We start from the raw sequence: 23,162 nt of genomic DNA, 5'->3' as shown, positions 1-23,162 counted from the left end.
AGCAGTTCCGCCGCATCTTCGGCGAAGCCGAGCGTGTAAAAGGCGATACAGGTGAGAACCTGATTGGTCTGCTGGAGCGTCGTTTGGACGCTGTTGTTTACCGCGCCAAGTTCGTGCCAACTGTTTTTGCCGCGCGCCAGTTCGTGAACCACGGACACGTCACAGTGAACGGCCAGCGGGTCAACATCCCGTCCTACCGCGTTAAAGAAGGCGACATCATCGAAGTGCGTCAGAAGTCCAAGCAGCTAGAGCTGGTTTTGGTCGCAACACAGCTGCCAGAGCGCGACGTTCCTGACTACATGGAAGTTGACCACAACAAAATGACGGCAACGTTCACACGTACACCTACATTGGGCGATGTGCCTTATCCGGTTGCGATGGAACCAAACCTCGTCGTGGAATTCTACGCGAAGAACTAATCTTCGCCATCCCGCCGACTGCAATGTTTGCAAAAGTATTCAAGGCCGCCCTGAATTGGGCGGCCTTTTTCATGCGCGATGCAATAATATGAAATAAGCTTCTACATGTCGCAAACGTTTGGGCCACACCTGCCAAAAACGCAAAGACTGCTACTATGACACCCTTGGCTTTCATCCATGACCTGCAGTGGGACGACCTACCTGCCGATGTGCAAGACAGAACGAAGCTGTGTTTGCTTGATCTAATTGGCGTTGGAATCGCAGGCCGACAAACGCATCTGTCGCGGATTATTCATGCCTATGCGGCGGCGGAACATCATGGCCCGATCCGGCTACCATTTGACGATCAGACGGCCTCGGCGACGGGGGTGGCGCTGGCCTATGGAATGACGATCGATAGCATAGATGCACATGATGGGTTTAATCCCGCCAAAGGGCATATCGGCTGCCCCCTTTGGCCTGCGGTGTTGGTCAATTCCGCGACGGCCACTGGCAAAGAGATTTTGACCACACTTGCAATGGGGTACGAATTCGGGGCGCGCTGTAGCATCGCCCAACATGGCAGCGTGCCCGATTATCATACGTCTGGCAGTTGGGGCGCGGTTGCAGCCGCTGCGGCCAGTGCGCGGCTGCAAAGGCTGGACCCCGAGACCACCCGCCACGCCTTGGGCATCGCGGAATACCACGGACCGCGTAGCCAGATGATGCGTGTGATTGATCACCCAACCATGCTCAAGGACGGGTCAGGCTGGGGGGCGATGTGTGGTGTGTCAGCAGCGCGGCTGGCGCAGGCGGGATTCAGCGGCGCCCCCGCAATCACAGTCGAAGAACAACCGGACGTCTGGGCTGATCTGGGACAACATTGGTACCTGCGAGAGCAGTATTTCAAGCCCTATCCGATCTGTCGCTGGGCACAGGCCCCCGTCGAGGCGGTTTTGGCACTGCGGACAGAACATAACCTTGTTGCAACAGATATCGCAGAGATCGAGATCGCGACGTTTCATCAGGCGATCCGCCTTGCCTGCGCCACGCCGCAAACCACGGAAGAGGCGCAATACTCAACGTCGTTCCCTGTGGCTGTTGCTGCCGTGCGTGGCAAAATTGACGTCGGCGATCTGATTGGTCAGGCATTGCATGACCCTGCGGTCGTTCGCCTGTCCAAAGCCATCAAAATGGTCGAAGTAGATCACGCAAACGCGGCCTTTCCCTTGCGGCGCTATGCGCGCGTCACGTTGGTTTTGCAAGATGGGACCACGCGGCAAAGCGAATGGACGGAACCCAAATGGGAACACACCACACCGCCGACCTCGGACGAACTGGTGGCAAAGTTCGCAGCCTTCGCGATCCCCGCCATTGGCGCGGCGCGGGCAAAAAGCATTGTTGAGATTGTTATGGGTTTGGACAGTTTTGACGGAAATGTGCTATTCGCGGCGCTATCGGGTCCAGTCAATCATGTCGCACATGGCCAGCAGGCCGATCCTTAGGCCTTAGGTGCGACGTTGGCTCTGGCATTGACCTTGGTGGGTCGCTAGAACAGGTCAAACGATAAAAGACGGACCTGACATGGCAAATAGCATTAAACCTCAACCGGGTATTTTGGACATCGCACTTTATGTTGGCGGTGCGTCCCATTTGGATGGCGTGCGCAACGTTCTCAAACTGTCCTCAAATGAAAACCCGTTGGGGCCAAGTGACGCTGCAAAAGAAGCGGTCGTGCGGGCGACGCATGATTTGCATCGCTATCCATCAACCGATCATGCTGCCCTGCGTACTGCGATCGGTGATGTTTGGGGCGTTGATCCCGCACGTATCGTTTGCGGGGTCGGGTCAGGTGACGTGCTTAAGCTATTGGCCGAAGCCTACGCAGGGCCGGGCGACGAGATTGTCTTCACCGAGCATGGGTTCTCTATGTATCCGATTTACGCGAATTCGGTCGGGGCTACGCCGGTTGTGGTGGCAGAAAACGAACGTGTGGTCGATGTGGATGCGGTTCTAGCTGCGTGCACGACGAAAACGAAACTGGTTTTCATTGCCAACCCGGCGAACCCAACCGGCACAATGATCGGCACTGCCGAAGTCGCGCGCCTTGCCGAAGGTCTGCCGTCCCAAGCAATGTTGGTGTTGGACGGGGCGTACGCAGAATTCGTTGACGGATTTGATGCAGGCAAAGCCTTGGTCGAGAGTCGCGACAACGTCTTTATGTCGCGTACATTCTCAAAGATCTACGGGCTGGGTGGCATGCGCATTGGCTGGGGCTACGGCCCACAAGCTGTGATTGATGTGCTCAACCGCATTCGTGGCCCGTTTAATTTGTCTGCAGCCGCACTTGCCGCCGCAGAAGCGGCTGTACGTGATACCGAACACACAGAAAAATGCCGGACTGAAAACGCACGGTGGCGCGATTGGCTGGCAAATGCGCTTGCTAAATTGGGTGTGCCTTCCGACACGTCGACCGCAAATTTCATTCTGGCGCGTTTCACAGACGAGGCCGAGGCAAGCGCGTGTGACGAACATTTGCGCGAGGCAGGGATCATCGTGCGCAAAGTTGCAGGATACGGTTTGCCCAATTGCTTGCGCATTACCGTTGGTGATGAAAGCGCGTGCCGCCGTGTGGCCCATGCAATCGCGCAATTCAAAGGGGCTGCTTGATGGCGCAGGTATATGACCGCGTGGCGCTGATCGGGCTTGGTCTGATTGCGTCGTCCATGTGTCATGCTATGCGGCGCGCAGGGCTGGTTGGCGAAATTGTCGGCTATGCACGATCGTCCGAAACCCGCGAAATCGCCCGCGAAATTGGCCTTTGTGATCATGTTTTTGATAGCGCCGCAGAGGCGGTGAAAGATGCTGATTTGGTCGTTCTTTGCGTGCCCGTTGGTGCAATGGAGGCAGTCGCGCGCGAAATTGCACCAGCACTGAAACACGGTGCAACGGTCAGTGATGTGGGCTCAGTCAAGCGCACTGTAATCGACGCAGTTGGCCCATATATCCCTGATGGTGTTCACTTTATTCCGGCACACCCACTGGCGGGAACCGAGCACTCTGGCCCGCGTTCAGGATTTGCAGAGCTTTTTGACAACCGGTATTGCATTCTTGTTCCCGCGCAAAATGCAGATCGTTCCGCCGTGGACCGTCTGTCGCAGCTTTGGGTTGGGATGGGGTCCAAGACGGATGAGATGGACGCAGAGCACCATGATCTTGTGTTGGCGGTAACCAGCCATACGCCGCACCTGATTGCTTACACAATGGTTGGCGTTGCTGATGATTTGGGGCGTGTGACGGATAGCGAAGTCATCAAGTATTCGGCTGCGGGTTTTCGTGATTTCACGCGGATCGCTGCGTCTGATCCGGTTATGTGGCGGGATGTATTCTTGAACAACAAAGAAGCGACGTTGGAAGTGCTTGGTCGTTTTACCGAAGAACTATTCGCGTTGCAGCGGGCCATTCGTCAGGGTGACGGTGATCATTTGCATGACTACTTTACCCGCACACGCGCCATTCGGCGCGGCATTATTGAAGCGGGCCAGGATACCGACGCCCCTAATTTTGGTCGTAGCAATCCTCGCAAAGACTAAGTTGGCGGCGCTTTTGCGTCCAGCAGTGCGCGGCAAGGTGATGATCAAGTGGAGGCTTTACCCTGTCGCGGTGCCGCCCTATAACGCCGCTATGTTGCGGCAGATGATCATAAGCATTATTTGCCCGGCGGCGTAATCGTTCACGCCTGCCGGGAACAGGTGTCCGCGTGTGCGCACCGCCCCTTCGTTTTATTCCCATATGACTGCCGAGAGGACGCCGCAAATGTGCGCCGAGACAACCGACTATAAATCAACTTTGAACCTGCCCAAGACCGATTTCCCAATGCGTGCAGGATTGCCCAAGCGCGAACCCGATTGGCTAGCCCGCTGGGCGCAAATCGGGGTTTACGACAAGCTGCGTGCCAAGGCAGAAGGGCGGAAACCCTTTACGCTGCATGACGGTCCGCCCTATGCGAACGGTCATCTGCACATCGGTCACGCGCTGAATAAAATCCTCAAGGATATGGTTGTGCGCAGCCAGCAAATGATGGGCCGTGACGCCCGCTACGTGCCCGGTTGGGACTGCCACGGTCTGCCGATTGAATGGAAGATCGAAGAGAAATACCGCGCCAAAGGCCGCGATAAGGACGATGTAAATGTCGTGGATTTCCGTCAGGAATGCCGCAAGTTTGCCGAAGGCTGGGTGGATATCCAGCGCGAGGAATTCAAGCGACTTGGGATCACCGGCAACTGGGCCGATCCGTACCTGACAATGGATTTCCACGCAGAACGTGTAATCGCCGAAGAATTCCAGAAGTTCTTGATGAACGGCACACTTTATCATGGCTCCAAGCCGGTGATGTGGTCACCTGTGGAAAAGACGGCGTTGGCCGAAGCCGAGGTCGAATATCACGACCGTCAATCCGATGCGATCTGGGTCAAGTTTCCTTGCACCAAAGGGCCCGAGGGCTTTGAGCGTGCAAAAGTTGTGATCTGGACGACGACGCCTTGGACGATCCCGCAAAATCGCGCGATCTGTTTTGGACCTAGCATCAGCTATGGCCTTTATGAAATCACTGGCCGTCCAGAGGAATGTTGGGCGACTATCGGCGAGCGCCTGTTGCTGGCTGATAACTTGGCCGAAGACACGCTTGAAGCCGCGCGTTTGGATAGCAGCATGTATCGCCGTTTGCGTGACGTGACGCCGGAAGAATTGGCGCAGCTGATCTGTGCCCATCCATTGAACGGGACCGAAGGCGCTGACGCCGAGTGGGACTTTGACGTCCCGCTTTTGCCCGGTGATCACGTGACCGATGACGCCGGTACCGGCTTTGTGCACACGGCACCTAGTCACGGTGACGATGACTATGCGATCGGGGTCAAGCATGGCTTGCCGATGACATATAACATTCTTGATGACAGTTCTTACCGCGCTGATTTGCCGTTCTTTGCAGGCGAAGCGATCCTGAAATCGAACGGTAAACCCGGTGGCGCGAACAAGGTTGTTATCGCTAAATTGATCGAAGTTGGCCGCTTACTCGGGCGCAAACGGATCACTATTTCTGATGCGCATTCATGGCGTTCAAAGGCACCTGTTATCCGTTTGAACCGCCCGCAGTGGTTTGCCGCAATCGACAAAGCGGTTGGCGACGGACAGGACACGTATGGCACGACAATCCGTGAACGTGCGTTGCGTTCAATCGACGAATTGGTGACGTGGACTCCGAAAACGGGCCGCAACCGTTTGTATTCCATGATCGAAGCGCGCCCTGATTGGGTGTTGTCGCGCCAACGTGCGTGGGGTGTGCCGCTGACATGCTTTGTCAAGAAAGACACCAAGCCCACTGATCCTGATTACTTGCTGCGCAACGAAGCCGTGAACGCCCGTGTTCTTGAGGCGTTCGAGGTCGAAGGCGCTGACGCATGGTACAAGGATGGCGCAAAAGAGCGGTTCTTGGGCAACGATGTGAACCACGATGATTACGTGCAGACCTTTGATATTTTGGACGTCTGGTTTGACAGTGGTTCGACCCATTCGTTTGTGCTGCGCGACCGTCCAGACGGATCGACGGATGGTATGGCGGACCTTTATCTTGAAGGCACCGACCAGCACCGTGGTTGGTTCCATTCGTCGATGTTGCAGGCCTGTGGCACGATGGGTCATGCCCCTTACCGTGGCGTTCTGACCCATGGTTTCACGCTGGATCAGAAGGGCATGAAGATGTCCAAATCTGTCGGAAACACCATCGCCCCCGAGCAGGTAATCAACCAATATGGCGCGGATATTCTGCGCCTTTGGGTGGCACAGTCTGACTATACCGCTGACCTGCGCATTGGTGACGAAATCCTGAAAGGTGTCGCTGATAGCTATCGCCGTTTGCGCAACACGCTGCGGTTTATGCTGGGTTCGCTTTCTGATTTTACCGAAGCTGATCGCGTTGAAGCTAGTGACATGCCAGAGCTTGAGCGTTGGGTTTTGCACCGTCTGGCCGAGTTGGACGTGCAAGTGCGTGAAGGCTACGCAAAGTATGATTTCCAAGGCGTTTTCCAAGCTGTCTTTACCTTTGCAACCGTGGAGTTGTCGGCGTTCTATTTTGATATCCGCAAGGATGCGCTTTATTGCGACGGCGATACGACCCGCCGCCGCGCCGCGCGCACAGTGCTGGATATCGTTTTCCACCGCCTTACAAAATGGCTGGCACCTATGCTGACATTTACCATGGAAGAAGTCTGGCTAGAGCGGTTCGCGGGCGACGAAAGCTCAATCCATCTTGAGGATTTTGCCGAAACACCAACTGCTTGGCATGATCCAGCACTGGCCGCAAAATGGGCCGAAGTGCGCAAAGTGCGCCGTGTTGTGACTGGCGCGCTTGAGGTTGAGCGGACAGCTAAGGTGATCGGCGCATCGTTGGAAGCTGCACCAACAGTGCATGTGAGCGCGGAAACTGCGAAGCTGCTGGAAACGGTTAGCTTTGATGATCTGTGCATCACGTCTGGGATTTTTGTGTCGACTGACGCGGCCCCAGAAGGTGCGTTCGGTCTGGATGACGTCCCTGATGTGGCCGTCGTCTTTGCGCGTGCGGAAGGCGAAAAATGCCAGCGCTGCTGGAAAATACTGCCTGACGTGGGCACTCATGCTCATGAAGGCGTCTGCGAGCGCTGTAACGCGGCGCTAGGTTAAGCAAATGAGGCTGGCGATGATCCGATGATTTGCCAGTCCTCGACTGTTGGTCCGTTGGGGGCAAATGCTGCTGACGGTGCAATTACAGAGCTGATCTGGGGGCATGCAGGGAACCTGACCAAAGGCCCGTTGCACCAGCAGATAAGCAATGAGATGACCGCGTATTTCGCAGGTGATCTGAAGAAATTTCAAACCCCTGTGACCCCAAAGGGCAGCCCGTTCCAGCAATGCTTTTATGCGGCGCTCAGTGCGATCCCGTACGGCGAGACCCGCACCTACGGCGATTTAGCGCAAGAACTGGGCGTGTCCGCGCAAGCAATTGGGCAGGCCTGCGGGGCCAATCCGATCGCAATCATCATTCCATGTCACCGCGTATTAGGCGCAAACGGCTTGGGCGGTTATTCAGGCATGGGTGGCATTGAGGCGAAAGTTGCTTTGCTTAAGCTAGAAGGTGCCGCTGGCTTGTTGATCTAGGCCTTGCGCGCAGGAATGATCTGCTGGGCGACACCTGCAAAAAGCAAGTAAACAGACGTCAGGGTCAAACCCCAAAGCGCCCAACTGTTGGGGTAAAAATCAACCCAAGCGGCCCAACCAGCAAAGATTGTCCATGCCAATGCCATCGGCAATGTGACGTTGCGCCAACGCTCTGTGCGGACGGGATGAACAAACTTCAATGGCATAAACATCGTGATCGCCAGACTGACGACCAACAACACGGACACCCAGAAGTTTGGCTGTAGCGCGAAGATTACAAGCACCAGCATGTTCCAGCACCCCGGAAAGCCAGAGAACGAATTGTCCTTTGTTTTCATGCGGGTGTCAGCAAAATAAAGGGCAGACGTGAAAGTAATTATGATAATCACAAACCAACCCGTCCAGCCCGGCAAAAGCCCTGACTTGAACAATGCATAGGCGGGGACGAAGACGTAAGTCAGATAGTCAATGATTAGGTCTAAAAGGACACCATCGAATTCCGACGCATTCGTTTTAACGTCATAGCGGCGCGCAAGGGGCCCATCGATGCCATCAACGAAAAAGGCAATCACGAGCCAAAGAAACATCATGCTCCACTGTTCTTGAACGGCGGCTAACATGGCGAGCATTGCGAATACTGCACCTGTGGCGGTCAGCAGGTGAACAAGAAGGGCTTTGGTGCGTAAGGTCATCGCAGTGTCATGATCCAAAATATGAAATAGGGCAATCGGATTTTCAGGCCTTCGGATGCGCGCGCGCGTAGACTGACATCAGATGTGCTGCATCTACGGCTGTGTAGGCTTGGGTCGTTGACAGAGATGCGTGGCCCAACAACTCTTGAATGGTGCGCAAATCACCGCCAGCGGCCAGCAGATGCGTGGCAAAGGAATGACGCATCGCATGCGGAGTTGCAGTTGCTGGCAGGCCAAGCTGCATGCGGGATTGCTCCATGACTTTTTGAATTACGCGCGGCGAAAGGACGCCGCCGCGCACTGCGCGAAAGATCGGTTCGTGATTGGTGCATGGGTACGGGCAAAGCTTTACGTAGGCCGCAACAGCATCGCGTGCAGGGGCAATCACTGGAACGATACGCTCTTTGCCGCCTTTGCCGACGATGCGCAGCACTTCAGGCAATGGAATGTCCGCACCAGTCAGGGCCAGCGCCTCTGATATCCGTAAACCACACCCGTAAAGCAAGGTAACCACTGCGGTATCCCGCGCCGCGATCCAAGGTTCGCTTGACTGCAGCTCGACCCTGTCGATCATGTCGGACGCCGCTTGGACCTCCAGCGGGCGGGGCAGTTTGCGTTGAAATTTGGGCGCGCGGGTGGATAAGACCGCTGTGGGCTCAAACCCTTCGCGTTCAGACAGCCAGCGATAGAATGATTTGACCGCAGACAATGACCGCGCCAATGACCGTGCACCAACTCCGCGTCCGCGTTCATGTGCCATCCATGCCCGCATATCACGCACTGTCACGCGTGCGATCGGGCCTAGACCCTGTGCTTCTCCGTTGTGTGTGGTCATAAAGCCAAGAAACCCCAAGACGTCCGTTTGATAGGCTTTGACCGTATTTTCAGCGGCGCCAGCTAGCGCACGCTGATGATCAAGCCATTTTGACAACTTGTCTGTTAGGGCCGCCGAGATCATTTGATCAGGCCAACCACCGCCGCACAACGCGTTCAAACACGCCTGCAAAGAACGTTAAAAGGTCTGTTCCTTGCTGTGCTGTAAACAGATGCGGGTCTTCGCTGCCCATCACGAGCATCGCGGGCATCCGGTCAGGGCCTAGATCGACCTTCAGGCATGCTTCGGTTTTGATGTAGGGCGCGCGTTCACCGTAAAGGCTGCCGCCGATTTTCTGGAACTCACGCAATGTAACCTGACGGGCGGGCATGTTGCGGCCCAAAGTGATATAGCCGTCGACATAGCCTTCAGGCATCACGGCCACGGTTTCAGCGTTGTTGGTCAAGGCGTCGGGATCGGTGCTTTCAAGCACAAGGCGAATGGCATCGACGCGCAAGATGTCGGCCACTTCACCACTCAGGTCAGTCAAAAACTGCGGGAATGTGTCCGCATCCATCATGCGCAAGATCGCTCGGTGGACCTGATTGGTGCCTGCAAGATTGTCATAAGCGGCTGCAATCACAGTACGGTGAGTGTCCTCAAGCCGGTCAAAGCGCGCGGTTAAGCGGTCCATCGCGATCGCGCGCAGATCGACGACATTGCCGCCTTGGTTTTCATCATTGGCACCCACAAGGGCGCGCATGACGTCAACGTCTTCTAACAATACATCGGGGTTTGCGATGATCTTCTCACGAAGGTCATCAGCCATAACTGTCGTATCCATTTGCCTGCTCTGCTCTTTGTTTTTTTGTAAGTTAGCAGAGTGGCGGGGGGCTTGTCGCAGGATTTTTTCGGGAGTGTCGCGCGGCGTGGCACAATTGCCCTACCGCGCGTTTGTGTATGGTGGATCATGATCCACCATACGTGCGTTGGCTTACAGGATTTTAATGCCAGCTTTTTCGACATCTGCCATGAAACCGGCCAAACCTTTATCAGTCAGCATGTGGTTTGCCATCGCTTTGATCACGGCTGGTGGCGCTGTCGCTACGTCGGCACCGATTTTCGCACAATCGCTCATGTGGTTAGCCGACCGGATTGAGGCGGCAAGGATGTTTGTTTCAAACCCGTAGTTGTCATAGATCGTGCGGATGTCTTCGATCAGGTCCAGACCATCAAGGTTCAGATCGTCCAAGCGGCCGATGAACGGGCTGATGAATGTGGCGCCTGCTTTTGCGGCCAGCAGGGCTTGGTTTGCTGAGAAGCACAGCGTCACGTTAACCATGATGCCTTCGTCAGTCAGGGCTTTGCAGGTCTGTAGGCCCGCCCACGTCAACGGCACTTTGACCGCGATGTTGTCAGCGATTTTGGCCAGCTTGCGGCCTTCGGCCAGCATTGTTTCAGCGTCCAACGCGACGACCTCTGCGGACACGGGGCCGGATACCAGATCGCAAATTTCTTTGGTGACTTCCAAGATATTGCGGCCTGATTTTGCAATCAGCGACGGGTTTGTAGTGACCCCGTCGACCATACCAAGGTCGTTGAGTTCTTTGATCTGGTCGATTTCTGCGGTGTCTACGAAAAACTTCATGTCTTCACTCCGGATGCGGGTTGGTGTTTGCTGCCCCAGCGTTTACCTGATCAAAGGTGAAGCGGAAACCCTTTAAGGCGGCGATGACAGACAGCTTTTTCCACGAAGGTGATTTAGTCGGTGTTCTCACCGCCCAGCCGCTTGACCGGGTGTTGGATTACAAAGCACCCGAGGGCGGCTGTCACCTTGGTGCATTTGTCGAAGTTCCGCTGGGGCCGCGCAAAGTGCTGGGTGTTGTTTGGGGGCCGGGCAAGGGCGACTATGACCGCGCCAAAATCCGGTCTGTGATCCGTATCCTTGATGTGGCCCCAATGCGTGAAGAGATGCACGCGTTTTTGACCCGTGCGGCTGAATACACGCTGACCCCGCTGAGTGCGATGTTGCGTTTGGCGACCCGCGCGCCGGGCTTGGGAGACGCGCAAGCAATGCGCAAAGTTTACCGCCTTGGCGACAAGACCTCTGCACGCATGACCGATGCTCGAGAGAAGGTCTTGGGTGTTCTGCGTGACTACGGCGGCCTGTCGTTTACCTTAGGCGAAGTGGCCGAAATGGCAGGTGTTGGCACATCTGTCGTTAAGGGTTTGGTCAAACTCGGTGCCGTTTCCGAAGAAGAAGCCCCGCGCGATACGCCTTATCCCGCCCTTGATGCGGACTATGGCGGCAAGGAGTTGAGTGCTGATCAAGCAGCCGGTGCCGAAGCGCTTCGGACTGCGTTGCGCAGCGGTAGTTATAGCACGACTTTACTGAAAGGGGTCACCGGTTCCGGCAAAACCGAAGTGTATCTTGAGGCTGTAGCTGAATGTTTGCGTATGGGCCGCCAAGCCTTGGTGTTATTGCCCGAAATCGCGCTATCCGGCGAATTTATCAGTCGCGTAGAAGCCCGATTTGGGATGAAACCTGCCGAATGGCATTCAGGTGTCACCATGACCGAACGGCGCCGTTGTTGGCGCATGGTCGGCCAAGGGGACGCGCAGATGGTCGTGGGGGCAAGATCTGCGCTGTTTTTACCTTACCAAGACTTGGGCCTGATCGTGGTCGATGAAGAACATGACACGTCGTACAAACAAGAAGACGGCGTGCTTTATAATGCCCGCGATATGGCGGTACTGCGTGCGGCGATCAACGGTGCGCAAGTGGTGCTAGCGTCGGCGACGCCAAGCTTGGAAAGTTGGGCCAATGCCGATGCGGGCAAATACACGCGACTGGAGCTTACATCGCGGTTTGGTGCTGCCGTGATGCCCAAGATGGCCGCTATTGATATGCGCGCCGAGGATTTGCCTGGTGGGTCTTGGGTGTCACCCACCTTGCGCGGTGCGATCCAAGATAGGTTAGAGAAGGGTGAGCAATCGCTAATCTTCTTGAACCGTCGTGGCTATGCGCCAATCACGCTATGTCGTGCTTGCGGGCATCAGATTGGTTGCGATCATTGTGACGCGCGGATGGTTGAACACCGGTTTCTGAAACGCCTGATGTGCCATCAATGCGGTGAGACGAAGCCAATGCCAACCGTCTGTCCCAATTGCGAAGCCGATGACCGGATGAGCGCAGTTGGTCCAGGCGTCGAGCGTATGGGTGAAGAGGTCACGGCACTGTTCCCCAATGCGCGGGTCGCGGTGCTGTCGTCTGACCTGTACGGGTCTGCGCGCGCGATGAAGGCACATATCGAGGACATTGCGCGGGGCGGTACCGACATCATTATTGGCACACAGTTGGTCGCCAAGGGGCATAACTTCCCGCTCTTGACGCTTGTGGGGGTGATCGATGCGGATCTTGGCTTGCAAGGGTCAGACCTGCGCGCCGCGGAACGAACGTTCCAATTGATGCGCCAAGTTGCAGGGCGCGCTGGGCGCGCCGAAACCCCCGGTGAGGCATTGTTGCAGACCTATCAACCTGAACACGCGGTCATCCGTGCTATTTTGGCCGGCGATGAAGAAAGCTTTTGGAAGGCCGAGGCTGAAGAACGCAAAGCGGCTGGTGTGCCGCCATACGGGCGCATGGCTGGGATCATCTTAAGCAGTCCCAACGTCCAAGAAGTCTTTGATTTGGGGGCCGAAATGGCGCGCATGGACGGGCCGCTGCGTCAGATCGGTGCGCAGGTTTATGGACCTGCCCCGGCACCGATTGCACGGGTTCGCGGGCGTCATCGTGTGCGGTTGTTGGTGAAGGCAGAAAAGTCGGCGCCGCTGCAACAGGCACTGACCAAGTGGGCGGCGCAGTTCAGATTGCCGCATAATCTGCGCATGGCGATCGATATTGACCCGCAGAGTTTTTATTAGTGGGCAGGAGCCTCCGGCGGGAGTTTTAAGGGCAAGATGATTGGGGTTTAGTTGGCGTTTGGATCGGCGAAGTCGCCCATTTCTTCGCGCCAATGACGGCGGCAAAGTGAGACGTAACGCTCGTTTCCGCCAACCACGATTTGATCACCTGCAGCCAGCACATTGCCGTCTTCGTCTTTGCGCACCACCATCGTCGCCTTTTTGCCGCAATGACAGATCGTGTGGACTTCGCGCATTTCATCCGCCAAAGCGAGTAGCGATGCAGAGGCAGGAAAAAGCCTGCCGCGGAAATCGACCCTTAGGCCGTAAGTCATTACCGGCACGTTCAGATCATCGACAACGCGCGCAAGCTGCCAGACATGGTCTGGGGTCATGAAATGCGCCTCGTCCAAGAAAACACACGCGCATGGTGCTTCGTTCAGGCGGGCGGCTATCATTTCGAACAGATCATCTTCTGCCCCGAAGGTGTCGGCCTGCGCCCCAATGCCGATTCGGCTGCCAATCCGGCCAGTGCCTGCACGATCATCAAACCGTGCAATCAACAGATAGGTCTGCATCCCACGTTCAATATAGTTATGGGACGCCTGCAAAAGTACGGTCGATTTGCCCGCGTTCATGGTGGAGTAATTGAAATACAGTTTTGCCATAGCCCGTCATTAGCGCTGGTGTTGCCCTTTTGGCAAGACCAGCGCCCAATGGCGAAACCGCCATGCAATGAAACCTTGGGCGCTAGGCCCTTGGGAAAGGTAAGCGGATCGCGATCCAAAACCAAATTATGCCAGCTAGCATAAGAACTCGTTACGTCATCCCAGCACACGGGACAGGTTTATGAATGACATCTGCGACGTTCCGATTTAATGGGAATAGAGAGCGCGATTTCCCCTCCCTTGAGGGCAGAGTAGGACAACGGAGTACACGTATGGCGGGTTACGGTAGTTATCTTAAGAAACACACCGAGGCATTGGTGAAGGACGTTGGCATTGAAGCTGCCTGCGAACTGACCGGAAAATCCAAGGCAACGCTTGGGCGCTATTATTCGGACAATGACGAACATTCAGATCGTTTCATGCCAGTTGACGCGGTTGCCGCACTCGAGGCGGCTGCGAAATATCCGCATGTCACGGGTGCTTTGGCAGAGCTGCGTGGCGCGACCGTGTCCTATGACAAGTCGGGCGCCAACACAGAAGAAGGTGAAATTAACACCGATGTCATCAAGCTAAGCCAACGGTTTGCCTTGTTGATGGCTGAATACAACCTGTCGATCGCGGATGGTGTGATTTCGATTAACGAAGCAAAGCGCCTGCTGCGTGAAACGACCGCGTTGCAGCAGGTCTTGATCGAAATGAAATTGCACCTCGAAGAGAACGGATAGTGTCCGACGATGCCTTAGATATGCCCAATCTTGTGGCTGGTGCACTTGCGCCGTTAGACATTGCTGCATTGGCTGGTCCTGACGCGCCGACCCATGCGCCACGTATCTTGCTGCTATATGGGTCATTACGCGAAAGCAGTTATTCGCGGATGTGTGCCGAAGAAGGTGCGCGGGTCTTGCGCGCGCTGGGCTGCGAAACGAGATTTTATAACCCTTCGGGACTGCCCTTGCCGGATGATGCAGACGCGGATCATCACAAGGTGGCCGAACTGCGTCAGTTGGCGCTTTGGTCCGAAGGGATGGTCTGGTCCAGCCCCGAACGTCACGGCGCAATGACGGGCATCATGAAAACCCAGATCGATTGGCTGCCGCTGTCGCCGATTGGCGGGGTGCGGCCGACCCAAGGCAAGACGCTTGCTTTGATGCAGGTCAGTGGCGGGTCGCAGTCTTTCAACACGGTCAACCAGATGCGCATCTTGGGCCGTTGGATGCGGTTGATCACGATCCCCAATCAGTCCTCTGTCCCAATGGCATGGAAAGAGTTCGACGGCGGACGCATGAAGCCATCCCCGCTTTATAACCGTATCGTTGATGTGATGGAGGAATTGGCGCGTTTTACCGTGATGACGCGGCACCGAAGTTCCATGTTGACCGACCGATATTCAGAGCGGGTCGAGACACTGGAAGACGTACACAAACGCGTCTCCAGTTAAATCAGCGGAACAAATGGCACGCCACAGGCTGACATTGTTAGCAAGACGGCGAGTGCTAAGGTGATTTTCATTCGGAGCCCTTTACGCGCGTTCGAGCAGTACTGACCCGACAGAATATCCGGCCCCGAACGAACAAATCAGCCCCTTGGCACCCTCCGTAAGATCATCTGAATTTTGCGAAAATGCAATGATCGATCCAGCCGAAGACGTGTTGGCATAGTCTTGCAGGATATTGGGCTGCTCGTGCGGATCAGGCGTGCGTCCCAGAACTTTTTTGCCGATATAATCGTTCATGGTCTTGTTGGCCTGATGCAGCCACAGTCGGTTCAGATCACTTGCAGCTACGCCGGTATCCGCAAGATGATCGGCAATATGCTTGCTGACCAGCGGCAGGACCTCTTTGAATACCTTACGCCCGTTTTGCATGAACTGCATGTCGCGGCGGTCTTCCATTTGGTCATGTGTACGGCGCAAGTATCCGTTATTGTTGCGGATATTATTACTGAACTGCGTGGCACAGCGGGTGGACAGCACTTTGAAATGCGGCCCCGTCAAGTCTTGGTCACGTTCCAGCAGCGTGGCTGTGGCCACATCGCCAAAGATGAAATGACAATCGCGGTCGCGCCATTCGAGGTGCGCCGAGCAGATCTCAGGATTGATCACCAGCGCACGCCGGATAGAGCCGGAGCGGATCATGTCAGACGCTGTTTGAATGCCAAAGGTAGCACTTGAACAGGCGACGTTCATGTCAAAAGCAAATCCGCCCGCGCCCAAAAACTGTTGTATTTCAACGGCAACGGCGGGGTAGGCACGTTCCATGTTGGATGCTGCACAAATTACCAAATCGACATCGGCCGCATCAACACCAGCCGCCGAGAGCGCCTTTTGCGCCGCATCAACACCGATTTCGGCCATGTAGCCGGGGGCGTCGTCTGGGCGGGCGGGCAGTTTGGGGAACATACGGGTAGGATCCAGAATGCCATCTTTGTTCAAGACATAACGCTGCTTAATACCAGAGGCTGCGAGGATAAAGTCGCTGGACGAATGGGGGATCGCCGTGACGTCGCCTGCCGCGATCTCAAAAGCGTTTTCAGAATTAAACTGGTCCGCATAGGCATTGAACGCAGCGACAAGTTCATCGTTGGTGATGACCTGCGTCGGAGTGAAAACACCGGTTCCGGTGATGGCGACGTTATGCATGTGCGACCTCTTTGGTTGGCGACACATTACGGCGCAATGATGGATCATGTCTACCAAGGGGAGGGGCGGGGTGACGTAAGGGAAGATCGTGGGGGCTTGGCGCGTTTATATGGACGGCGAGGTCGGACAGGCCCAAATCTTGAGGTTTAACAGAATATTAGCCACTATTTTGATCGGTGATGTGGTGCGCCTAACAATGCTCCAAGATCTATTTCCTTCGCAGCCCTGAGTACGCGTAAATGAGGTGCATTAAACTCGGACAAATCCAGTTCCAGCAAAGTGCTTTTCTCAAAAATCCGGCAGCGTATTTGGGCTTCACTTGGACCGCCGTTGGGAATGCACACGATGAACACTAAGCCACAGCATAGGAAAAACCTAAGACGTTTAGCGCCGTGGCGATCACCCAGAATGGCGTGAAAACAAACCCTACATGCTTGCCATTGCGGGATACTTTAGGGTGGTTGCCAAAGCCGGGCATCCCGGCCTGATTTGCGTTCGCAAGCATCATCAACACCGCGATAGATCCGAAAACAAAATGCAATGCGTCGCGGTCAGGAAGGCCCAAGGTCAGGCCATAGAGTGCCCCGCCGGCTACCGCCGTAAAGCAAATCGCGCCTTGGCGTTGCTCGAACAGCAGCAAAAAGACATAGTCTTGGGCGGCGCGTTTCTTGTCGGCGGGGGCCGCATCAAGCGCGGCGTCAAGCATCACAATTTGCTCGGCACGTAAAATCGCCCTGCCGCGGCTGGGCAGCATCGGCGCAAAGAACGGCAGGACCCAATTCACCACCCAACGTGATTGCATCGGCCATAGCACCTCAATCCCGTGGACAAGAAATGGCACGATCAAAAGAACGATCGCCATCGTAGAAATGGTCAGTTCGGTCATGTCTTGGTCCTTTTGTATGAACGGTCAAATGGCCCGCCATTTTTGAGATTGCGATGAGAGGGTGAAACGAACCGCGCCTACAAGCCTCTCAATCCAGTGATTGCACCTTTACATACCAAGTGGTACAAATAGAAATGACATTCTGTCAATAAATAAATACTGACTGGTATATTAATTGAGTAAAGAGCCGCAAAAAGCACCCAGGGGGCGACCCAAGACGTTGAATAAGGCCGATGTCTTGGACATTGCGATGCATGCCTACTGGGATGAAGGCCCGACGAATGTGTCGCTCAACACGATCTGCCAGCGTGCTGGTGTATCTAAACCGTCGGTCTACCGCGAGTTTGGAAACGACGATGGGCTGACCTGTGCCGCATTGGAAAATTACGCGCAGTGCGTGTTAGCGCAAGTGCTTGGAGTTATTGGAGGCGCGGGCAGTTTTACCAACAAAGTAACCGAGATAGCGCGTTTGGCCGCCGAAGATGTCGCGCATGAAAGGGGCTGCCTTTTTGTCAAAATGCGCGCAGTAAAACCGCAGTTGGGGGATCAGACCCAAGCATTGATTGCTGAAATGGAAAGCATGGCGATCAATGCGTATACCGATCTGTTGGCGCAAGGGCGCGCGTCCGGTGCGTGGACCGGAACAACTCCGATTGCGTTGGGCGCCCAATATCTTCATGCGCAAATCGGATTGGCGCTTGATCACCGCGCGCGCGGTGAAGACCCCAAAGCGGTGTTTGCGCTGGCATTATCTGTTCTATTGGATCCCAAAGACTAACTTGGCTTCTCGGGCGGCATGGAACACAAAGTCAAAATTCAAATATGCGTTTGCTGCGTATAGAACCCAAAAGGCACTCACATGACATATCTTGGCATCGACCTTGGCACCTCAGGACTGCGCGCATTGCTGATTGATGAAAAAGGTGACGCTATCGGGTCTGCTGTCCGCCAATACACGGCCTCCCATCCTAACCTTGGCTGGTCAGAACAAGATCCATCAGCGTGGATTGCAGCACTTGAAGATGCCGTTTTGGAATTGCGGGCCGCGTTTCCGCAGTTTCAAGATATCAAGGGAATCGGTGTCGCGGGTCACATGCATGGCGCGACGCTTGTCGACGAAAAGGGCGCCGTTTTGCGCCCGTGCATTTTGTGGAATGATACCCGGTCGAGCGCGCAAGCTGCTCGTTTGGATCAAACTAAAAACGTGCGCGAAATGTCTGGCAACATCGTCTTTGCGGGATTTACTGCGCCCAAGCTTGAATGGGTCCGTGCGCATGAACCGGATACGTTCGCAAAGGTGCACAAAGTGTTGCTGCCAGCGGCCTACCTTAATCACTATCTTTCGGGTGAGTACGTGTCTGACATGTCTGATAGCGCGGGCACATCGTGGTTGGATGTGGCTGCCCGCGATTGGTCTGATTACCTGTTGGATGTCAGCCATATGCGCAAAGACCAAATGCCGCGTTTGGTCGAAGGGGCTGGCGCCGCAGGCCAGCTTCGTCCTGAACTTGCGGTGCGTTGGGGGCTCAAGGACACGGTCTCGATTGCGGGTGGCGCGGGTGACAACGCTGCGGCGGCGTGCGGGATCGGGGCCATGAATGAAGGGCAGGGCTTTATATCATTGGGTACATCCGGTGTCTTGATGGCGGCCAGAGACGGCTGCAATCCAGCGCCCGAAACAGCCGTCCATACGTTTTGCCATGCGGTCCCTGATCGCTGGTACCAAATGGGCGTGATGTTATCGGCGACAGATAGTTTGAATTGGTTGGGCAGGGTGACAGGACGCAGCCCGTCAGCCTTGACCGGCGCATTGGGCACGACGCTTGCGCCACCGTCGAAAGTGCGGTTTTTGCCGTATCTTTCAGGCGAAAGGACACCGCACAATGACGTCCATATTCGTGGCAGCCTGACGGGACTGGACGTGAATACTGGCCCTAAAGAAATGGCTGCGGCAGTTATTGAAGGCGTGTCCTTTGGTCTTCGCGATAGCCTTGAGGCGCTGAAGGCGACCGATGCAAAGCTTGACCGGATCGTCGCAATTGGCGGCGGAACAGCCTCGCAATACTGGGTGGAATTGCTTGCGACAGTGCTTGATCTGCCGATTGGCCTGCCAGGTGGTGGCGAATTTGGCGCGGCACTTGGGGCTGCGCGGCTAGGTCAGGTAGCGTCCGGTGGGGCCTGCGTTGAAGACGTGATGACCGCCCCTGAGATCCGCCAGACGATTGTGCCTAATTTGGCAATGCGTGATCAGTATGATGACGCCTATGCCGCCTTCAAAGCCGCATACCCTGCAATAAAATCAATTCAGTAGTGGCTATTCCAAAGCATCTTTCACGGCGGCAAGTGCCGCATCAGACGCCTTGGCAAGTAGAGAGCTATCGGACGCGCAAGCGACAAATGTAAACCCGTCATTCAGTAACTCTGCTGCAAACGCAGTATCCATCACCAGCGTGCCAACGGGGATGCCTTTGGCGATGAGCGCCTGCGCTGCTGGCTTGATCAGGCCCCAAACATCGGGATGCATAAGTTGCCCGACCAGCCCAATGTCCGCGGCAATATCGGCAGGTCCAAAGAAGACCCCAGATACACCGTCAACGCTTGCAATATCAATCGCGCGACCAACGGCTGCGGCGGTTTCCAATTGCACGATCACTGTCGTCTCATGCCCAACTCGTGCGACGTAGTCCGAAACACGGCCAAATTTTGTGGCACGCGTCGCCCCTGATACACCGCGGACGCCGTGCGGCGGGTAACGGGTGGCAGACACGGCTTTTTGTGCTTCTTCGACCGTCTGGATCATCGGGAACAACAGCCCCGGAGCCCCTAAATCCAACAGCCTTTTCACAATCACCGGATTGTTCCATTCAGGGCGCACAATCGCTGTCGTTGATGTTGCGGCAAATGCCTGCAACTGGCCCAAGACGGTGAAATAGTCGTTGGGCGAGTGCTCCATATCGATCAAAGCCCAGTCATATCCGGCAGGGGCGGTGACCTCTGCTACAAATGGACTGGCCAATGAAATCCAAAGGCCGATTTGTTTGTCACCTGCAGCAATTGCATGGGTGAATTTGTTTTGCGCCAATTTCATCGCAGCACTACCCTTTTTATGATCAACGGTGCGCTCAAAGGTCTTCGCCTTTGGCAATGGCCGCCTGAACGATTGCAATGTCAGACGCACTCAAACCGTAGTCATCGGCCGCCGATTGCACCGAGACATAGCCGCGAGCGAGGTCACGTTTGATCGCTGATAAATCGCGTTCACTGGCATCGCCGTAACCTGCACCGCCCGGAAACGCCATCACAACGCGCCGCCCGTGAGCCACGAATTGCTTGCCCTTTCCGTTCATCTTTGACCCGTCGTCTTGGGCGATTGTTGTGGGGGCACCTGCGCCGCCGCCGCGTCTGCCCAAAGCAGGATGATCGACGCGGTCGAACATTGCTTGGAAGTCAAATTCATAGCCTTCACGCGCGCTGACTTCCATATATTGCCCAAGTCCGCCGCGTTGTTTGCCCGCACCGCCGGAATCAGGGCGCAGTTCCTTGCGCCAGATAATCACTGGGCCTGCGTGTTCTGTCGCCTCGACTGGCATGGTCATCACACCAGACGGGAATGCGGTTGCGTTTAAACCATCAAATTCAGGCCGCGCGCCAGACCCACCAGAGTTGAATGTCAAAACCTCAGAGCGGCGTGCATTTGCGGAAGCAGGGGCGTCACTGCAGGGGCGCAGCGAGACTTGGAAGTTGCACAAACAACCTGCGCCTTCGGCAGGGACCAATCCCGGCACAATCTGATCAAAGGCGTTGAACACTGCATCAGGGACAAAATGTCCGACGATATGACGCAGGGCTACGGGCGCAGGGTGGACAGCGTTCACGATCGTGTCGACCGGTGCGACAATCTCGAATGGCGCAAGAGAGGCGGCGTTGTTGGGTATTTCGGGCGCAATTGCGACCTTCAATGCGTAGCAAGCATAGGCCTTTGCATAGACAAGCGGGCAATTGATGCCTTTTTTGTCCAAGCCTGATGTGCCTGTAAAGTCTGACACGATCCGGTCTTCATGGATCGTTACTTTAACCTTTAGCGTGATCGGTTTGTCGAAGCCGTCAACGATCAGTTCACCATCCGCGGATTTCCGTGGCAGCGCTGCAATCCGTTCCAGCGTGGCACGGCGCGAGTTTTCAAGTATGAAACTGGCGATGCCGCCCAGGTCCGCGAGGTCGAATTCCTGCATCATGTCGATCAGGCGGCGATGCCCAATCTCGTTGCAGGTTGCCAGTGCATAGATGTCACCAATCAACTGATCGGGTTCACGCACATTGCCGCGCACGATCCGGACCAATGTTTGGTCGACCTGTCCTCGTTCAGCGAACTTCATGATCGGGATATACAGGCCTTCTTCGTACACGCTTGCCGCGTCCGCGCCAAAGCCACGCCCGCCGATGTCGACGACATGTGCAGTACAGGCGAAAAAGCCGACTAACTGGCCACGGTGAAAAGACGGGCTGACCATGGTAATATCGTGAAGGTGTCCCGTGCCTTCCCAAGGGTCGTTTGTGATATAAACGTCGCCTTCGAATATGTTCTCTCGTCCGATGCGCCAGATGAAATGCGCGACAGCATCGGCCATCGCGTTTACATGCCCGGGTGTGCCTGTGACCGCTTGCGCCAGCATCTGACCTTGCAGATCGTAAACCCCTGCGGATAGATCTCCTGCTTCGCGCACAGATGTCGAAAACGCAGTGCGCACAAGCGCTTGCGCCTGTTCTTCCACGACCGAGATCAACCGGTTCCACATGACCTGATAGGCAACTTGAGAATGTTCTTTTGCCATGGTTTTATCCTTTGCGCCGCAGATCAATACAGCCGTCAGGCTGACGCACCGCAACAAAGCTGGAAGGGACGATAATCGTAGTTTCGTCTTCGGTTATCACAGCAGGCCCCTGCGCAATTGCGCCAACAATCATGTCATCACGCAGCACAACGCTCGCTTTGACGAAATCGGAAAGGGCAGGGTCGAACAAATTGCGGTCGCCGTGGACGGCGGCGGCACTTGATCCTGCGTCTTCGGTTACGCGCGGCACAGTTTCTGGCGGCGTTGTGGCATTCACGGACCAGACGGTGATCTCGATATCCATGCCTGCAACCGCGCGGCCAAATAGCTTGACGTAGTCTTCGACAAAGCGGTCTTGAAAAGTTGTGACATCGGGGTTCATCGCCTGCTCTTGGGTCAAGGTGATCGGGATTTCCCAGCCTTGGCCTGAATAGCGCATGTAGACTTTGAATTCCGACAAGATCGGGCTGGTGGCGTCGCAGTTGCGCACAAACCCTGTGGCCTCTGACTGCAGATCGGTCAGCAATGCCTTGATCTTTTCTGGGTCAAAACCCGCCAGCGTCATATAAACAGAGCGGTTTGCCTCGAATGAGAATGGTGCGCGCAAAAATCCGATGGCAGAACCGACACCAGCGCCTTGCGGCACCAGCAAGCGGTTCACACCCAGTTTTTCGCACAACCGTCCGGCATGCAGAGGGGCCGCACCACCAAAAGCGATCATCGTATACTCTGACAGGTCCTCGCCGTTTTCAACGGCATGAACACGGGCGGCATTTGCCATGTTTTCATCGACGACTTCTGCCAAACCAAACGCAGAGGTCGCGGCATCCATGTCCAGAACATCGCCCAGCACATCCGTCAGCGCCTTAGCCGAAGACGCGGCATTTAGGGTCATCGACCCGCCTGCAAAATTATCAGGATCAAGCTTGCCCAGCACAAGGTCGGCATCCGTTACCGCGGGTTTGGCACCACCGCGCCCATAGCACGCGGGCCCAGGTTCTGATCCGGCACTTTCAGGCCCGACGCGGATTTGGCGCATCGCATCAACATGGGCAAGTGATCCTCCACCCGCGCCAATTTCGACCATATCAATCACGGGGATCGATATCGGCATGCCTGACCCCTTTTTGAACCGGTACGTTC

Annotated in this window: 21 protein-coding genes; 11 read left to right on the top strand and 10 right to left on the bottom strand. The window is 55.6% G+C overall.

What is annotated here, in order from left to right:
* From rpsD to QZ197_RS05985, 6 genes are all read left to right on the top strand, one after another.
* Positions 1 to 419 (top strand): 30S ribosomal protein S4 (gene rpsD / locus QZ197_RS06010; protein ID WP_296430966.1); only part of this gene is annotated, 419 nt, incomplete at its 5' end.
* A 155-nt stretch (positions 420 to 574) separates the two neighbouring features.
* Complete coding sequence (locus QZ197_RS06005) at positions 575 to 1,903, top strand: MmgE/PrpD family protein (protein WP_296430965.1); 1,329 nt, start codon at positions 575 to 577, stop codon at positions 1,901 to 1,903.
* Between the two features lie 79 nt (positions 1,904 to 1,982).
* Entirely contained in the window at positions 1,983 to 3,068 is a 1,086-nt protein-coding gene (gene hisC / locus QZ197_RS06000) for a histidinol-phosphate transaminase (protein ID WP_296430964.1), read from the top strand.
* On the top strand, positions 3,068 to 3,991 hold the full coding sequence (locus QZ197_RS05995; RefSeq protein WP_296430963.1) for a prephenate/arogenate dehydrogenase family protein: 924 nt from the start codon (positions 3,068 to 3,070) through the stop codon (positions 3,989 to 3,991). The genes hisC and QZ197_RS05995 overlap by 1 nt, the downstream gene beginning before the upstream one ends.
* A 223-nt stretch (positions 3,992 to 4,214) precedes the next feature.
* Entirely contained in the window at positions 4,215 to 7,112 is a 2,898-nt protein-coding gene (gene ileS, locus QZ197_RS05990) for an isoleucine--tRNA ligase (protein WP_296430962.1), read from the top strand.
* 24 nt (positions 7,113 to 7,136) lie between these two features.
* On the top strand, positions 7,137 to 7,586 hold the full coding sequence (locus tag QZ197_RS05985) for a methylated-DNA--[protein]-cysteine S-methyltransferase (RefSeq protein WP_296430961.1): 450 nt from the start codon (positions 7,137 to 7,139) through the stop codon (positions 7,584 to 7,586).
* Here the strand turns inward: QZ197_RS05985 and QZ197_RS05980 are convergent.
* From QZ197_RS05980 to fsa, 4 genes are all read right to left on the bottom strand, one after another.
* Entirely contained in the window at positions 7,583 to 8,278 is a 696-nt protein-coding gene (locus QZ197_RS05980; protein WP_296430960.1) for a CDP-alcohol phosphatidyltransferase family protein, read from the bottom strand. The genes QZ197_RS05985 and QZ197_RS05980 overlap by 4 nt on opposite strands.
* Positions 8,279 to 8,321: 43 nt before the next feature.
* The gene (locus QZ197_RS05975) at positions 8,322 to 9,236 is read right to left on the bottom strand and encodes a tyrosine recombinase XerC (RefSeq protein ID WP_296430969.1); all 915 of its coding nucleotides are present in this window, start codon (positions 9,234 to 9,236) and stop codon (positions 8,322 to 8,324) included.
* A gap of 4 nt (positions 9,237 to 9,240) precedes the next feature.
* Positions 9,241 to 9,936: a DUF484 family protein gene (locus tag QZ197_RS05970; RefSeq protein WP_296430959.1), complete on the bottom strand. Its 696-nt coding sequence runs from the start codon at positions 9,934 to 9,936 to the stop codon at positions 9,241 to 9,243.
* Between the two features lie 150 nt (positions 9,937 to 10,086).
* Positions 10,087 to 10,740, bottom strand: coding sequence for a fructose-6-phosphate aldolase (fsa, locus tag QZ197_RS05965; RefSeq protein WP_296430958.1), 654 nt, complete (start codon positions 10,738 to 10,740; stop codon positions 10,087 to 10,089).
* A gap of 83 nt (positions 10,741 to 10,823) precedes the next feature.
* On the opposite strand from fsa, the gene QZ197_RS05960 reads away from it, so the two are divergent.
* Positions 10,824 to 13,016 (top strand): primosomal protein N', encoded by a 2,193-nt coding sequence (locus QZ197_RS05960; RefSeq protein ID WP_296430968.1) that lies wholly within the window; start codon positions 10,824 to 10,826, stop codon positions 13,014 to 13,016.
* A gap of 47 nt (positions 13,017 to 13,063) precedes the next feature.
* On the opposite strand, the gene QZ197_RS05955 is transcribed toward QZ197_RS05960, so the two are convergent.
* A complete protein-coding gene (locus tag QZ197_RS05955) occupies positions 13,064 to 13,663 on the bottom strand; it encodes a thymidine kinase (RefSeq protein WP_296430957.1) in 600 nt (199 codons plus the stop codon).
* A gap of 272 nt (positions 13,664 to 13,935) precedes the next feature.
* Here QZ197_RS05955 and QZ197_RS05950 point away from each other — a divergent pair, with 272 nt between their 5' ends.
* Both QZ197_RS05950 and arsH read left to right on the top strand, forming a co-directional pair.
* Positions 13,936 to 14,388: a hypothetical protein gene (locus tag QZ197_RS05950; RefSeq protein ID WP_296430956.1), complete on the top strand. Its 453-nt coding sequence runs from the start codon at positions 13,936 to 13,938 to the stop codon at positions 14,386 to 14,388.
* A 20-nt stretch (positions 14,389 to 14,408) separates the two neighbouring features.
* Positions 14,409 to 15,101, top strand: coding sequence for an arsenical resistance protein ArsH (gene arsH, locus QZ197_RS05945; protein WP_296430967.1), 693 nt, complete (start codon positions 14,409 to 14,411; stop codon positions 15,099 to 15,101).
* 81 nt (positions 15,102 to 15,182) lie between these two features.
* On the opposite strand, the gene QZ197_RS05940 is transcribed toward arsH, so the two are convergent.
* Together QZ197_RS05940 and QZ197_RS05935 are read right to left on the bottom strand one after the other, a co-directional pair.
* Positions 15,183 to 16,301: a beta-ketoacyl-ACP synthase III gene (locus tag QZ197_RS05940; protein ID WP_296430955.1), complete on the bottom strand. Its 1,119-nt coding sequence runs from the start codon at positions 16,299 to 16,301 to the stop codon at positions 15,183 to 15,185.
* Positions 16,302 to 16,653: 352 nt separating this feature from the next.
* On the bottom strand, positions 16,654 to 17,187 hold the full coding sequence (locus QZ197_RS05935; protein ID WP_272146235.1) for a hypothetical protein: 534 nt from the start codon (positions 17,185 to 17,187) through the stop codon (positions 16,654 to 16,656).
* Between the two features lie 220 nt (positions 17,188 to 17,407).
* Between QZ197_RS05935 and QZ197_RS05930 the strand changes: the two genes are divergently transcribed.
* Both QZ197_RS05930 and xylB read left to right on the top strand, forming a co-directional pair.
* Positions 17,408 to 17,965 carry a TetR/AcrR family transcriptional regulator gene (locus QZ197_RS05930; RefSeq protein WP_272146233.1) on the top strand — a complete coding sequence of 186 codons (558 nt, stop codon included), beginning with the start codon at positions 17,408 to 17,410 and terminating at the stop codon, positions 17,963 to 17,965.
* Positions 17,966 to 18,046: 81 nt separating this feature from the next.
* Positions 18,047 to 19,498: a xylulokinase gene (gene xylB, locus QZ197_RS05925; RefSeq protein WP_296430954.1), complete on the top strand. Its 1,452-nt coding sequence runs from the start codon at positions 18,047 to 18,049 to the stop codon at positions 19,496 to 19,498.
* Between the two features lie 3 nt (positions 19,499 to 19,501).
* On the opposite strand, the gene QZ197_RS05920 is transcribed toward xylB, so the two are convergent.
* The 3 genes from QZ197_RS05920 to QZ197_RS05910 all read right to left on the bottom strand — a co-directional run.
* Complete coding sequence (locus QZ197_RS05920; protein ID WP_272146237.1) at positions 19,502 to 20,275, bottom strand: aldolase/citrate lyase family protein; 774 nt, start codon at positions 20,273 to 20,275, stop codon at positions 19,502 to 19,504.
* Between the two features lie 34 nt (positions 20,276 to 20,309).
* Positions 20,310 to 22,019, bottom strand: a complete 1,710-nt coding sequence (locus QZ197_RS05915) for a hydantoinase B/oxoprolinase family protein (protein ID WP_272146228.1) — start codon at positions 22,017 to 22,019, stop codon at positions 20,310 to 20,312.
* A 4-nt stretch (positions 22,020 to 22,023) separates the two neighbouring features.
* Positions 22,024 to 23,162 (bottom strand): hydantoinase/oxoprolinase family protein (locus QZ197_RS05910; protein WP_296430953.1); only part of this gene is annotated, 1,139 nt, incomplete at its 5' end.

Origin of the sequence: Yoonia sp., assembly GCF_017854415.1 — a bacterium.
Lineage (GTDB): Bacteria > Pseudomonadota > Alphaproteobacteria > Rhodobacterales > Rhodobacteraceae > Yoonia.
The sequence above is the reverse complement of the archived record's forward strand: the minus strand, read 5'-3'. Positions and strand labels throughout refer to the sequence as shown.